This window comes from Streptomyces sp. NPDC048441 (assembly GCF_043200235.1).
GTDB lineage: Bacteria > Actinomycetota > Actinomycetes > Streptomycetales > Streptomycetaceae > Streptomyces.
Genome location: NZ_JBICXM010000026.1, coordinates 1 through 13,799 on the forward strand (window position 1 = coordinate 1; position 13,799 = coordinate 13,799).

Genomic DNA, 13,799 nt, shown 5'->3' on the forward strand with positions numbered 1-13,799 from the left:
CGTGCGGAGCCGTCGCCGGCTGCTCGCGCAGCAGCTCAAGGCGCCGGTCGTTGACCAGTTCGGCCTCCCAGGGCGACTCGGACAGGAAGAACTGCCGGGCTCGTTCCCGAGCGTACAAGATGAGCACGGAGGAGTTCGGCTACTTCGTGGGCGGCCTGTTCCGGAATCCAGTGCCCGATCCGGAGCGGCTGCGAGGGCAGAGGCCGTGGGAGACGATGGTGGTCACGGTGTCATCCGTCGAGGGAATGTGGATCTGGTGCTGCTGTCACCGTGCCGACGGGTGGGAGGAGCGGCTGGCCATGGACAAGGACGGGCTTCAGACCGATCTTGGTCCTGTCGGGCGTGCGGAGCTGAGTCGCTCACCACGTGGCGGGCTGCTGGACGTGCTGGGTGTGGCGGCGATCGTGCTGGACGCGGACGGGCGGATCGTGTTCTGGAGTCCGCAGGCCGAGGCATTGACGGGGTACAGCGCCGGGGAGGCGCTCGGTCGGTACGCCGCTCAGCTTCTGGTGGCGGACGAGCATGTCGATCTTGTGCTCCGATTGTTCGCCGAGGTGATGGGCGGTGAGGGGAGCTGGGCGGGCACCTTCCCGGTGCGGCACAAGGACGGCCGGACGCGGCTGCTGGAATTCCGCAACATGCGGCTGGAGGATGATCTCGGCGATCTGTACGCACTGGGGCTGGCCACGGACCAGGAAGTCCTGCGGCGCGTGGAACGGGACCTGGCGCTGTCGGTCCGGCTGGTGGACCAGTCACCGATCGGACTGGCCGTCATGGATACCGATCTGCGGTATGTGATGGTCAACCCGGCGCTCGAGCGGATCAACGGCCTGCCGGCCGAGAAGCATCTCGGTCGGCGTGTGGGGCACGTGCTGCCGTTCCTGGACGCCGACAGCATCGAGTCCGCGATGCGCCAGGTGATGACCACCGGAACGCCGCTGCTCGATCAGGAAACCGTCGCCTGCCCCCCTGCCGACCCGGACACCGAGCACGCCTGGTCGGTGTCCTTCCACCGTCTGGAAGACTCTGGCGGAAAGGTGCTGGGGGTAGCGACTTCGGTGGTGGATGTCACCGACCGGCACCGGGCAGACCTGGACGCGGGCCGGGCCCGGCACCGGCTCGCCGTTGTCGCCGACGCTTCCGTGCGCATCGGAACCACCCTGGACCTGGAGCAGACCGCCCGCGAGCTGGCCGATGTCGCCGTGCCCGAACTCGCCGACATAGCCGCCGTGGACATCCTCGACTCCGCTCTGGCCGGCCACCGCACCCCTGCCTCCACCGACGGGCCGGCGGTGTTCAGGGCCCTGGCGGTCGCTACCGCCTACCCCACCGCAGCCGTCGCGGCGGCTGACCCTCCGGGCCATGTGGCCCGTTACGACGCCGATCGCCTGGTGACCCGATGTGTGAACACCAGCCAGCTGGTCATGGTGCCCCACGTGAACGAGGCGGACCTGTCTCTCATCGCCCGCGACCCCCGGGCCGCGGCTCTGCTGGCCCAGGCAGGGGTCCACTCCTACCTGGCCGTCCCTCTGATCGCCCGTGGCGAAGTCCTCGGCGCCCTGGATCTCGTGCGCGCCCGTAACCCTCTGGCCTTCACCGATGACGACGCCACCCTGGCCGGTGAACTGGCCGCCCGCGCCGCCGTGTGCATCGATAACGCCCGCTGGTACCAGCAACAGCGCGATACCGCACTTACCCTCCAGCGCAGCCTCCTGCCCCAGCCACCGCCGTACCTGTCCGGCCTTGAGGTCGCCTCCCGCTACCAGCCCGCCAGTGCGGCCATCGAAGTCGGCGGCGACTGGTACGACATCCTCCCCCTCACCGGGGACCGGACCGCGCTCGTCGTCGGCGACGTCATGGGCAGCGGCATCAACGCCGCCACCACCATGGGACGGCTGCGCACCGCCACCCAGACACTCGCCGGGCTGAACCTGGAGCCCGCGGAGGTGCTGCGCAACCTGGACCGGATCACCGCTTCCCTGGACCCCTACTTCGCCACCTGCACCTACGGGGTCTACGACCCTCATCACGCGCAGTGCCACATCTCCACCGCCGGCCACCTGCCCCCCATCCGTATGCGGCCCGGACACCGGCCCGAACTCCTCGACCTGCCCACCGGCGCCCCGCTGGGTGTCGGCGGCGTCCCCTTCCGTACCGCCGCCGTCGACCTCGACCCCGGCGACCAGCTCCTGCTCTACACCGACGGTCTGGTCGAGACCCGCGATGAGGACATCGACTCTCGCCTGGACGTCCTCCTCACCCTCCTCGATGGCCCTCACCGCAACCTCGAACGCACCTGCGACCACCTGCTGGCCGCACTGCGGCATCCCGGCAACCACGACGACGTCGCCCTCCTCATCGCCCGGGTCCGCCGATGACCCTCCCTACGCCACCATCTCCACCTCCGAATTCCCTTCCTTGCCCTCCTTCACCGCGAACTGCGTCCGGTACAGCTCCGCGTACCGGCCCTCCACCGCGAGCAGCTCCTCGTGCGTCCCGCGCTCCACGATCTGCCCGGCCTCGACGACGAGGATCTGGTCGGCGGAGCGCACCGTCGAGAGCCGGTGCGCGATGACGATCGCGGTGCGGCCCTCCAGCGCCTCGGCGAGAGCCTCCTGCACCGCCGCCTCCGACGTGTTGTCGAGGTGCGCGGTGGCCTCGTCGAGGATGACCACCCGCTGCTGGGCGAGCAGCAGTCGCGCGATGGTCATCCGCTGGCGTTCGCCGCCGGAGAGGCGGTAGCCGCGCTCGCCGACCACCGTGTCGAGGCCGTCGGGCAGCGAGCGTACGAGGTCTTCGAGGCGGGCCCTGCGCAGGACGTCCCACAGGTCGTCCTCGGTGGCCTCGGGGCGGGCGAGCAGCAGGTTGGCGCGGACCGACTCGTGGAAGAGGTGACCGTCCTGGGTGACCATGCCGAGCGTCTGGCGCATGGATGCCGCCGAGAGGTCGCGGACGTCGACCCCGCCGATGCGCACCGCCCCGCCGTCCGTGTCGTACAGGCGGGGAAGGAGTTGGGCGATCGTGGACTTGCCCGCTCCGGACGAGCCTACGAGCGCCACGGTCTGGCCGGGCTCGGCGCGGAAGGAAAGGCCGTGCAGGACTTCGTCGCCGCCTCGGGTGTCGAGGGACGCGACCTCTTCGAGGGAGGCGAGGGAGACCTTGTCGGCGGACGGGTAGCCGAAGCGGACGTCGTCGAACTCCACCGCCACCGGGCCCGACGGGACCTCACGTGCGTCGGGCTTCTCGTCGATCAGCGGCTTCAGGTCGAGCACCTCGAAGACCCGCTCGAAGCTGACGAGCGCGCTCATGACCTCGACTCGCGCTCCTGCCAGGGAGGTCAGCGGCGCGTAGAGGCGGGTGAGGAGCAGCGCGAGGGACACGATCGCGCCCGCTTCGAGGGTGCCGTCGAGCGCGAAGTAGCCGCCGAGGCCGTATACGAGGGCCAGCGCGAGGGCCGAGACCAGCGTGAGCGCGGTGATGAACGCGGACTGCGCCATGGCGGTGCGTACGCCGATGTCCCGCACCCGGTGGGCCCGCGCGGCGAACTCCGCCGACTCGGCGCCAGGGCGCCCGAAGAGCTTGATGAGCGTGGCGCCCGGCGCGGAGAAGCGCTCGGTCATGCGCGTGCCCATCGCCGCGTTGTGGTGCGCGGCCTCCCGCTGGAGCTTCGCCATCCGGGAGCCCATGCGGCGCGCGGGCACGATGAAGACGGGGAGCAGGACCAGCGCGAGGAGCGTGATCTGCCAGGACAGCGTCAGCATCACGGCCAGGGTCAGGAGCAGCGTGACCACGTTGCTCACGACGCCGGAGAGCGTGTTGCTGAACGCGCGCTGGGCGCCGATCACGTCGTTGTTGAGGCGGCTGACCAGAGCGCCGGTGCGGGTGCGGGTGAAGAAGGCGACCGGCATACGCTGCACGTGGTCGAAGACGGCCGTGCGCAGGTCGAGGATCAGCCCCTCCCCCAGGTTCGCCGAAAGCCAGCGGCCGACCAGACCGAAGCCCGCCTCTGCGAGTGCGATGGCGGCGATGAGCAGGGCGTACTTGACGACGAGCGAGGACTCACCGTCCGAGACGATCGTGTCCACGACCCTGCCTGCCAGAACGGGCGTCGCCACCGCGAGAAGCGCGGTGACGATGCTGAGCAGGACGAAGTAGACGATGCGGCGTTTGTGCGGGCGGGCGAAGGCGCCGATGCGGCGCAAGGTGGCGCGGGCGAAGGGACGGCTGTCCTGCTGGGCGTTCATGACGCTGTGCAGCTGCATCCAGGCTGTCGTTTCCATGCTCATGAGAAGAAGGTAGAACCTCAAGTTTCCTTGAGGTCAATTATCGGGAGCGCGACGCTGAAACGAGACCTCCCGCGCGTCCTTGCCGCATCCCTTGACCCGCATGTAACAGGAACGTACTTTCGCTTCAACTCTTGTGGCCATCACAGAGTTTGTCGACTTTCTGATGCGAGAAGGCGAACACATGCGAGAGCTACGAAGGCGTACTCTGCTGTCCGCGATCGGCGGCACGGCCGTCGCAGGGGGCGGTCTCACCACCGTGGGCACCGGTATCGCCAAGGCCGCGCCCCAGCGCCCGCGCCCCGTTGACCCGAAGATCAAGAAGCTGCTCGACCGTATGACTGTCGAAGAGAAGCTGGGGCAGTTGCAGCAGCTCCCGTGGGCCGTCAGCACGGGTCCCGGCGGGAGCGAGACGAAGGACGTCGAGGACGCGGCGCGCGCCGGACGGCTCGGTTCGGTCCTGAACATCTTCGGCGCCAAGAACAGCAACGCCTTGCAGCGCATGGCCGTGGAGGAGTCCAGGCTCGGCATCCCGCTGCTCTTCGGGCTCGATGTCATCCATGGTCTGTGGACGACGTTCCCGATCCCCCTCGCCCAGGCGTCGAGCTTCGACCCGGAGGTCACCAGGCGGGACGCCGAGGTGTCGGCGAAGGAGTCCCGCTCGAACGGTGTGCACTGGACGTTCTCGCCGATGATGGATGTCACGCACGAGCCCCGCTGGGGCCGGATCGCCGAGGGCTGCGGCGAGGACCCCTACCTGACTACGGCCTTCGCCGTGGCCAAGGTGGAGGGTTACCAGGGCGAGAAGGGTTCGGGCCTCGGCGACAAGGACCGCATCGCCGCCTGCGCCAAGCACTTCGTCGCGTACGGCGGGGCGGAGGGTGGCCGGGACTACAACACGGTCGACGTGTCGGAGTCCCGTCTGCGCAACCACTATCTGCCGCCGTTCAAGGCCGCGTTGGACGCGGGCGTGGCCACGGTGATGGCCTCTTTCAACACGATCAGCGGCGTCCCGGCGCACGGCAACTCCCACACGCTGACCGACGTCCTGACCAAGGAGTGGGGCTTCGAAGGCTTCGTCGTCAGCGACTGGAACGGCGTCGATGAACTCATCGCGCACGGCTTCGCCGAGGACGGCGCAGACGCTGCCCGCCTCGCGCTCAACGCGGGCGTCGACATGGAGATGGCGAGCACGGACCTGGCCAAGAACGGCAAGAAGCTCCTGAACAGCGGCAGGATCAGCGAGCAGCGGCTCGACGAAGCGGTCGCGCGAATCCTGCGCCTGAAGTTCGCCCTCGGTCTCTTCGAGCATCCGTACGCCGATGAGGGCGCCGCCATCGAGAAGCCGTCGGCCGAGGCCCGCAAGGCGGCCCGGGAGACCGCCGCCCGCTCGATGGTGCTCCTGAAGAACGACGGCAAGGCGCTTCCGCTCAAGGCGTCCACCGGGTCGATCGCGGTGGTCGGCCCTTTCGGCGACTCCGGCGATCTGCTCGGCACGTGGACGTTCCCGGGCGCGACGAAGAACTTCCCCTCGGGGAAGGTGCTCGCCGCGGTCAAGGCCGCGGCCCCGCGGGCGAAGGTGACGTACGCGAAGGGTGTCGACCCCGAAGGCGAGGACACCGGCGGCATCCCGGCGGCGGTCGCCGCCGCCAAGGGCGCCGATGTCACCGTCGTCGTGGTCGGTGAGCCGCCGTCGATGAGCGGCGAGGCGGCGGCGCGCAGCGACATCAGCCTGCCCGGCGCACAGGAGAAGCTGATCGAGGCGATCGCGGCGACGGGCAGACCGTTCGTGGTCGTGCTGGTCAATGGGCGCCCGCTGACGGTCGGCGACTGGCTGAAGTCGGTGCCCGCCGTGCTCGAGGCCTGGCACCCGGGCCTGGAGGCGGGGAACGCGATCGCCGACGTGCTGTTCGGGAAGGTCAATCCGGGCGGCAAGCTCCCCGTGTCGTTCCCGCGCACGGTGGGCCAGCTCCCCGTCCACTACAACCACGAGTCGACGGGCCGCCCCTACAACGCCGACAACAAGTACACGTCCAAGTACCTCGACCTGCCCCAGGACCCGCAGTTCGCCTTCGGTCACGGGCTCAGCTACACGGAATTCGAGATCGGCGAGCCGCGACTGAGCCATGACCGCGTATCGGCGGGGGCGCTGCGCGAGGGCGACACCCTGGAGGTCTCGGTCACCGTCCGGAACACGGGTGACCGCACGGGAGACGAGGTCGTCCAGCTCTATGTCCATGACATCGCGGCGAGCATCGCGCAGCCGGTGCGCAAGCTGCGCGGGTTCCGCCGGGTGACGCTGGAGGCGGGCAAGTCGAAGACCCTCCGCTTCCCACTCGGCGCGGAGGACTTCGGGTTCTGGACGAACGCGGAGAGTGGCGAGTTCCGGGTCGAGGAGGGGGCTGTGGATGTCTACGTCGGCAACAGTTCCGAGGCCAAGGCCAAGAAGCGGCTGACGATCACGTAGCGGGGGGCCGGGCTCCTGCGGGGCCCGGCCGCCGACGCACGTCAGCCCAGTTCGAGCGTCGTGACCCCGAAGACCCGCTCCTGGGCGAGCTCCCGCACCGGTCCCGTGTACATGCGGGCCGTCTCGAACGTGGGCTTCATGCCGCGTGACTCGGCCAGGGCTACGGCCCCCGGCTGGGATTCCGGGACGTCGATGACTACGGGCGCGCCGTCCGCCTCCGCCGTCAGGGCGTCGAAGAGCGCCTCGGCATCGGCGCGCGTATCGGCGAACAGGGGCCCGATGCGCGGGGCTTCGCGGGCCGGGCGGAGCACGCCGTAACCGGTGACGCGGCCGTCGACGATGCTGACGAGGGCGCGGTGTCCCGGGGCGGTCAGCCAGGACTCCAGGAAGCGCGGGCGGTCCGCCGGGTAGCTCGCGGCGTCGTACGCGGCGATCGCCCGCAGGCCCGCAGCCTCGACGGGCAGGATGTGCGCGGGCGCCGGGGCGGGCGCGGCGCCCACGTACCGGATCGTGCGGTGGGCGAACTCGAAACCCGAGCGGCGGTAGTTGCCCTGCTGGGCGACCACGCCGTCGAGGCCGACCGTCCGGTTCCCCGCGTGGGCGAGGGCCGCCTGCCAGGTGGCGAGGCCGTGGCCCCGGCCGCGCAGGTCGGGGCGGACGAGGTAGAAGCCGAGGAAGGCGTACAGCTCGTCGTAGTTCACGACCGAGATCGCGGAGACCGGCTCGCCCTCGATGCGGCCGATGAAGAATCCATCGGGGTCCTGCGCGAAGAAGGACGAGGCGTCCCGAAGACCCGGGTTCCAGCCCTCGTCCGCCGCCCATCCGCTGACGACCCGCCAGTCGTCTGGCGTCGCCCGCGTGATGGCGAGCCGCCCAGGGGCCGAATCTGTCATCGCTGCACCCTTCGTATGCCGGAGGGGACCGTCCCTCGCCCCGGAAGGGGACATCTTTCCCGACTCCATGCCCCTCAAGTTATAAGCGCTTCTTTCAGAGGCGATTAATACCGGTATTGGGGTGATTTGAGCCTGATATGTGCTGGGGGGAGTTTCCCCGAAGGACCCCTGGAAGGCTGGTCTGCGGGCCAGGGCCGACTGCCCGACTATTTCAGGCCTTTTCTCAACTACCGCTGATAAACAACCACTTGCGGTCACTGAACGAACAAGAAGACGATCGGCGCCGAAAGCCCATCACGGCAGCCAAGAACAGCGTTCTTCCAGGAGGTTCCAGTGAACGACCGGCTGACACTCGGCCCGGATGCCGCACGGCAACTGGCGACGACCACCAAAACCACTCCCCAGATGCGCGGCATCACTCCGCGCTATCTGCTGCGCGCGCTGCCCTGGGTGGACATCGACTCGGGCACCTACCGGGTGAACCGCCGCCGGACGTTCGTGCTCGGTGACGACCGGATCACCACGTACGACGACAACGGCTCGCACCGCATCGTGCCGGGCGACTTACGCGAGGTCTCCTACCTCCGTGACGCCGACGACGCGCTCCTCACGGAGCTGGCCGGCGCCTTCACCGAGGTCACCTTCGAGGCCGGCCAGGTCCTCGCCCAGGAGGGCGACTCCGCCGACCGGCTGTGGGTGGTCGTGCGGGGCAGGGCCGAGAAGCGGGTGACCGGGCGGTACGGCGAGGACGCGCTGCTCGAAGTGATCGGCGACGGACAGTTCTTCGACCTCGGCGCGTGGACCCGGGCCGAGGAGATGCCGTACCGCGTCAAGGCGCTCACCCCCGGTGTGGCGCTCTGCGCGGACCGCAGCGCGCTCGCCGCGCTCGCCGACCGTGACCAGGCACTGGGGGGTGCCATCACCGCGTACTGCGCGGGCGACACGATGACGCCCGGCTCCGAGGTGCCGGTGGATCTCAGCGCGGGGCACGTCGGGGAGCCCGACCTGCCGGGTACGTTCGTCGACTTCGAGGACGCGCCGCGCGAGTACCCCATGACGCTCGCGCAGACCGTGCTCCGCGTGCACACACGGGTCGCCGACCTCTACAACGGGCCCATCGACCAGACCCGCGCGCAGTCCAACCTCACCGTCGCGGCACTCCGGGAACGGCAGGAGTCCTCGCTCCTGAACCACCCCGAGTTCGGCCTCTTCAACAATGTGTCGGCCGGACAACGGGTCCAGTCGCGCACCGGCGCCCCCACCCCCGACGACCTGGACGAGCTCCTGGCGAAGGTCTGGAAGCAGCCCGGCTTCTTCCTGGCCCACCCCAAGGCGATCGCCGCGTTCGGCCGCGAATGTACGCGCCGTGGCGTGCCCCCGGTGACGGACAACCGCTTCGGCAGCCCGCTCCTGACCTGGCGCGGCGTTCCGCTGCTCCCGTCGGACAAGGTGCGGTTCTCCAACGGCACGGGCGCCTCAGTCGGCACCACCGAGATCCTCCTGATGCGGACGGGCGAGGCCGAGCAGGGCGTGGTGGGGCTGCGGCCTTCGGGCGTCGCGGACGAGGTCGAACCGGGCCTGTCCATGCGGAACATGGGCGTCGACCAGAAGGGCATCACGTCGTACCTGATGACGGCGTACTTCAACACCGCGGTCCTGGTCGAGGACGCCATCGCCGTCCTGCAGAACGTCGAGGTGTCCAACTACCATGACTACTCCTGACGTCACGGGGCGCGGGCTCGGCCTCATGAACATCCCGGGCGCCGAGGAGGTGATGCCTCCGGCGGCGACCGCGTCACCGGCACAGCCCACACCCTCGCCTCCGGTCGCGACCCCCGCGGCAAGCGCGCTCCCGCAGCTCAAGACTCCCGGCTTCTCCCCCGAGGCGGCCCGGCAGGACTTCCCGATCCTGCACCGCACCGTCAACGGGCACCCGCTCATCTGGCTGGACAACGGCGCCACCACGCAGAAGCCGCGCCAGGTCATCGAGGCGCTCGGCGCGTACTACAGCGCCGCCAACTCGAACATCCACCGCGGCGCGCACACCATGGCGCGCGAGGCCACCGAGATGTACGAGGCGGGGCGGGCGGCGGTCGCGGAGTTCCTGGGGGCCGGGTCGCCGGACGACATCGTCTTCGTACGAGGGACCACCGAGGCCATCAACCTCGTGGCCCAGAGCTGGGGGCGGGCGAACCTCGGGCCCGGGGACGACATTCTGGTGCCGGTACTCGAACACCACTCCGACATCGTCCCCTGGCAGCTGATCGCGAAGGAGACGCGGGCCCGGGTCGTCCCGATCCCGCTGACCGCGGACGGCGCGATCGACCAGGACGCCTACGCCGACCTCCTGTCGTACCGCACCCGGCTCGTCGCCATCAGCCACGCGTCGAACGTCCTCGGCACCGTCCCGCCCGTGAAGGAGATGACCGCCCTCGCCCACCGCTACGACGCCAAGGTCCTGGTGGACGGGGCGCAGGCCGTCGCGCACTTCCCGGTCGACGTACAGGATCTGGACGCCGACTTCTACGCCTTCTCGGGGCACAAGCTCTTCGCCCCGACCGGCATCGGCGCCCTGTACGCGAAGCCGGAGATCCTCCAGGCCATGAACCCCTGGCAGGGCGGCGGCAACATGATCGACTCGGTCGGCTTCACGGAGACGACGTTCGCGCCGGTCCCGCACCGCCTGGAAGCGGGCACGGGTCACATCTCCGGGGTCGTCGGCCTCCTTGCCGCCCTGAACTGGTTCACGTCCTTCGACCGGGACGCCGTCGCCGCGTACGAGACCGCGCTCATGACGTACGCGCAACAGGCCCTGGCCACTGTCCCCGGCATGGACGTCATCGGCTCGGCACCCGACCGGATCGCGGTCCTCACGTTCACCCTCGCGGGCCACGACCCGGCCACCATCGCCGACTGGCTCGACCGGGACGGCATCGCCGTCCGCGCGGGCCACCACTGCGCGCAGCCCGCGCTCGCCCACTACGGCCTGGAAAGCGCCGCCCGCGCGTCGCTCGCGCTCTACAACACGTCCGAGGAGGTGGACCAACTGGTGGCGTCCTTGCGCCGCCTCCAGGAAACGGACCAAGAAACGAACTGAGAAACGGACTGAGTCTCGGCAGGCGAGCCGAATGCCCAGTTGGGGTGTCCCGTCCCCCGGAGCTCATGGTCGGATAGGCGCCGTACACCGACTGAGCTTCGGGAGGCCAGGATGTTCGTCCCGTTCGGGGCCCTTGATTTTCTGGACCGCGCCACGTCCGTTTACGGGGACCGCGTGGGCATCGTCGACGAGCCCGAGCAGCCTGCCGAGCCCTGGCAGGGGCTCACCTATCGGCGCGTGGGTGAGCTTGCGCGGGCCCAGGCCGCCGGTCTCGACGCCCTGGGGGTGCCGCACGGCGCACGGGTGGCGGTCGTGTCGCCCAACAGCGCACGCCTGTTGACGTCGTTCTTCGGCGTGAGCGGCCACGGCCGGGTGCTCGTGCCGGTCAACTTCCGGCTCTCCGCCGAAGAGGTGGGATACATCGTCGGTCAGTCGGGGGCGAGCGTCCTTCTGGTCGACCCGGAAATGGAGGACCGCCTCTCCGGGGTGACCTGCAAGCACCGCTTCACACTCGGGGCCGAGGCCGACGCGGAGTTGTACCGGTACGACACCGAGCCCGAGCCCTGGCAGCACGACGAGAACGCCACCGCGACCATCAACTTCACCAGCGGCACGACCGCCCGTCCCAAGGGCGTACAGATCACGCACCGCAACATCTGGGTGAACGCGGTGACGTTCGCCATGCACGCGGGCATCACGGACCGGGACGTCTATCTGCACACACTGCCGATGTTCCACGCGAACGGCTGGGGTATGCCGTTCGCGATGGCAGGCATGGGCGCGCGCCAGATCGTCCTGCGCAAGGTGGACGGCGCGGAGATCCTGCGCCGCGTGGCCGTGCACGGCGTCACGGTGATGTGCGCCGCGCCCGCGGTGGTCAACGCGGTCCTTGCCGCCGCGCGGTCCTGGGACGGCGAGATCCCGGGCCGGGACCGGGTGCGCATCATCGTCGCTGGAGCTCCGCCGCCCACCAGAACCATCGAACAGGTCGAGTCCGAGCTGGGCTGGGAGTTCATCCAGATCTACGGACTCACCGAGACCTCTCCCCTACTCACCATCAACCGCTCCCGCGCCGAGTGGGACGACCTCACCTCGCAGCAGCGCGCGGAGAAGCTGGTCCAGGCCGGGGCCCCCGCCCTGGGCGTGACCCTGCGAACGTCGGACGAGGGCGAGATCCTCGCCCGCTCGAACGTGATCCTCGAGGGGTACTGGGAGCAGCCTGAGGAGACCGCGGCGGCCCTGGAGGACGGCTGGTTCCACACGGGCGACGGCGGGACGATCGGCGCTGACGGCCATCTGACGATCAGTGACCGCAAGAAGGACGTCATCATCACCGGCGGTGAGAACGTGTCCTCGATCGAGGTGGAGGACGTGCTGTTCAGCCATGCCGGAGTCGCCGAGGTCGCGGTGATCGGGGTGCCGGACGAGAAATGGGGCGAGACCATCAAGGCCCTCGTGGTCCTCGCCCCCGGCGCGCACGCCACGGAACAGGAACTCATCCGGCACTGCAAGGAACATCTCGCCGGGTTCAAGGCTCCGACCTCGGTGGAGTTCCGCGCCGAACTGGCCCGCACGGCTACCGGGAAACTCCAGAAGTACAAGCTGCGCGGGCCCTACTGGGAAGGGCACGAGCGAGGAGCGAACTGATCCGGCGCCGGAGGGCTGCTCAGTACCAGTCGACGCTCGTGGCCGCCTCGCAGAGTTCGAAGACGAACTCCCCGGACTCGGACTCGCGGTCGGCTCCGTCCACGGGCCGCACGCGCGCGCCCACCCACACCAGGTGCGGCGGGGCACCCACGACGCGGACGCGGAACACGAACCCTTCGGGGAAGCGGACGAGGGACTCATTGCGTGCGGTCCCCGTGTAGCGGTTCACCACGCTGGACTGGACGACCACGCCCTCGCCGTCGCTCCGCTCTGCTGTCAGATCGCTTGACGCGCACACCGGACACAACATGCGGCGGAAGGACGCGGTGTTGCACCATCGGCAGCGCTGATAGATCAGGCCGGTTCGCTCGTGCTCCGTCGGCGCGATGCTCAATTCCTGCTGGGACACGTCTCGACCCCCTGCGATCGGCTCGGATGCGCCGCGCTCGGCGTCGACGCATCCGCACCATATGGCACTGAGTGCCAGCACGTAAAGGTACTGAGTGCTTCGAGTGCTTCCTACTGGTCGAGGGCCGACTCGACGCGCTGCACCACGCGCCACATGGGGGCACGCTTCGAGACCACCATGACGACGACATCGTCATCGGCCTCAGGGACTTCTCCCCCACTCACGGCGGCACTCCCCCATCCGCTCCGCACGAGGCCGAGCGCATGGTCCACCGCGGCCGCCGCATCGCCTTCGCCGCCCGAACGCAGCCAGGAGCGCAGGGCATTGTTGTGCGCGGCGACCACCGCGGCGGCGATCACCTCGGCGCGCAGGGAGCCGTCCTCCGCGTCGGCGTAGCGGCTGCGGAGATACCCGGCCATGGTGCGTTCGTAGCGGCGTACGACGGACAGTTCGTAGGTACGGAGGCCGGGAACCTCCTGGGTGAGGCGGTATCGCTGCACGGAGAACTCCGGATTCGCGGCGTACATGCGCAGCACGATCCGGGCCGCGTCGCACACGGCGTCCACAGGATCACCGCCGCCCGCCTCCTCCAGGAACGCCGTCATGTCGGCCAGGCAGCGCTCGTGGTCGGGGAAGACCGCGTCCTCCTTGGACGGGAAGTACCGGAAGAAGGAACGGCGCCCGACCCCGGCCCGCGCCACGATGTCGTCCACCGTGGTCTGCTCGAATCCCCGCTCAAGGAACAGTTGGAACGCCGCCTCGGCGAGCACCTCCCGCATGGGGGCCTTCTTCGCTGGTCCGCGTGCCTCAGTCATGCGGGGAACGTAGCATCGAGAGCACCTTTCTGGCACTACGTACCTTTACAGGGGGTACTGAGTGCCATACCGTCGTCATAACGAATACACCAGGTAGGAGAGCCGGCGTGAGCTTGAGGATCGTTGTCTGTGTGAAGTACGTGCCCGACGCCACCGGCGACCGGCACTTCGCCGATGACCTGACCGTG

Annotated in this window: 9 protein-coding genes and 1 pseudogene; 6 read left to right on the forward strand and 4 right to left on the reverse strand. The window is 69.4% G+C overall.

Annotation, left to right across the window (positions count from 1 at the left end):
• Positions 1 to 299: 299 nt before the first annotated feature.
• Complete coding sequence (locus tag ACGFSB_RS37290; RefSeq protein ID WP_393409018.1) at positions 300 to 2,378, forward strand: SpoIIE family protein phosphatase; 2,079 nt, start codon at positions 300 to 302, stop codon at positions 2,376 to 2,378.
• 6 nt (positions 2,379 to 2,384) lie between these two features.
• Here the strand turns inward: ACGFSB_RS37290 and ACGFSB_RS37295 are convergent, their stop codons facing one another.
• Complete coding sequence (locus tag ACGFSB_RS37295) at positions 2,385 to 4,286, reverse strand: ABC transporter ATP-binding protein (RefSeq protein WP_393409000.1); 1,902 nt, start codon at positions 4,284 to 4,286, stop codon at positions 2,385 to 2,387.
• A 181-nt stretch (positions 4,287 to 4,467) separates the two neighbouring features.
• Here ACGFSB_RS37295 and ACGFSB_RS37300 point away from each other — a divergent pair, with 181 nt between their 5' ends.
• Complete coding sequence (locus tag ACGFSB_RS37300) at positions 4,468 to 6,750, forward strand: glycoside hydrolase family 3 N-terminal domain-containing protein (RefSeq protein ID WP_393409003.1); 2,283 nt, start codon at positions 4,468 to 4,470, stop codon at positions 6,748 to 6,750.
• Positions 6,751 to 6,791: 41 nt separating this feature from the next.
• On the opposite strand, the gene ACGFSB_RS37305 is transcribed toward ACGFSB_RS37300, so the two are convergent.
• Positions 6,792 to 7,643 (reverse strand): GNAT family N-acetyltransferase, encoded by an 852-nt coding sequence (locus ACGFSB_RS37305; protein WP_393409005.1) that lies wholly within the window; start codon positions 7,641 to 7,643, stop codon positions 6,792 to 6,794.
• 333 nt (positions 7,644 to 7,976) lie between these two features.
• Between ACGFSB_RS37305 and ACGFSB_RS37310 the strand changes: the two genes are divergently transcribed.
• The 3 genes from ACGFSB_RS37310 to ACGFSB_RS37320 all read left to right on the forward strand — a co-directional run bounded on the left by ACGFSB_RS37310 (position 7,977) and on the right by ACGFSB_RS37320 (position 12,387).
• Positions 7,977 to 9,365: a family 2B encapsulin nanocompartment shell protein gene (locus ACGFSB_RS37310; protein ID WP_393409008.1), complete on the forward strand. Its 1,389-nt coding sequence runs from the start codon at positions 7,977 to 7,979 to the stop codon at positions 9,363 to 9,365.
• Entirely contained in the window at positions 9,352 to 10,740 is a 1,389-nt protein-coding gene (locus ACGFSB_RS37315; protein ID WP_393409010.1) for a SufS family cysteine desulfurase, read from the forward strand. Before ACGFSB_RS37310 ends, ACGFSB_RS37315 begins: the two co-directional genes overlap by 14 nt.
• A gap of 111 nt (positions 10,741 to 10,851) precedes the next feature.
• Complete coding sequence (locus ACGFSB_RS37320) at positions 10,852 to 12,387, forward strand: AMP-binding protein (RefSeq protein ID WP_393409012.1); 1,536 nt, start codon at positions 10,852 to 10,854, stop codon at positions 12,385 to 12,387.
• 19 nt (positions 12,388 to 12,406) lie between these two features.
• Here the strand turns inward: ACGFSB_RS37320 and ACGFSB_RS37325 are convergent, their stop codons facing one another.
• Both ACGFSB_RS37325 and ACGFSB_RS37330 read right to left on the reverse strand, forming a co-directional pair.
• Complete coding sequence (locus tag ACGFSB_RS37325) at positions 12,407 to 12,796, reverse strand: Zn-ribbon domain-containing OB-fold protein (RefSeq protein ID WP_393409014.1); 390 nt, start codon at positions 12,794 to 12,796, stop codon at positions 12,407 to 12,409.
• Between the two features lie 110 nt (positions 12,797 to 12,906).
• Positions 12,907 to 13,611: a TetR family transcriptional regulator gene (locus ACGFSB_RS37330; RefSeq protein ID WP_393409016.1), complete on the reverse strand. Its 705-nt coding sequence runs from the start codon at positions 13,609 to 13,611 to the stop codon at positions 12,907 to 12,909.
• Positions 13,612 to 13,718: 107 nt separating this feature from the next.
• On the opposite strand from ACGFSB_RS37330, the pseudogene ACGFSB_RS37335 reads away from it, so the two are divergent.
• A pseudogene (locus ACGFSB_RS37335) lies at positions 13,719 to 13,799 on the forward strand (electron transfer flavoprotein subunit beta); the annotation flags it as partial.

Bases quoted from the DNA above. Each gene is read 5' to 3' on its own strand.
- ACGFSB_RS37300 (WP_393409003.1), top strand. From the start codon at position 4,468: ATGCGAGAGCTACGAAGGCGTACTCTGCTGTCCGCGATCGGCGGCACG.
- ACGFSB_RS37320 (WP_393409012.1), top strand. From the start codon at position 10,852: ATGTTCGTCCCGTTCGGGGCCCTTGATTTTCTGGACCGCGCCACGTCC.
- ACGFSB_RS37295 (WP_393409000.1), bottom strand. From the start codon at position 4,286: ATGAGCATGGAAACGACAGCCTGGATGCAGCTGCACAGCGTCATGAAC.
- ACGFSB_RS37330 (WP_393409016.1), bottom strand. From the start codon at position 13,611: ATGACTGAGGCACGCGGACCAGCGAAGAAGGCCCCCATGCGGGAGGTG.
- ACGFSB_RS37290 (WP_393409018.1), top strand. From the start codon at position 300: ATGGACAAGGACGGGCTTCAGACCGATCTTGGTCCTGTCGGGCGTGCG.
- ACGFSB_RS37305 (WP_393409005.1), bottom strand. From the start codon at position 7,643: ATGACAGATTCGGCCCCTGGGCGGCTCGCCATCACGCGGGCGACGCCA.
- ACGFSB_RS37315 (WP_393409010.1), top strand. From the start codon at position 9,352: ATGACTACTCCTGACGTCACGGGGCGCGGGCTCGGCCTCATGAACATC.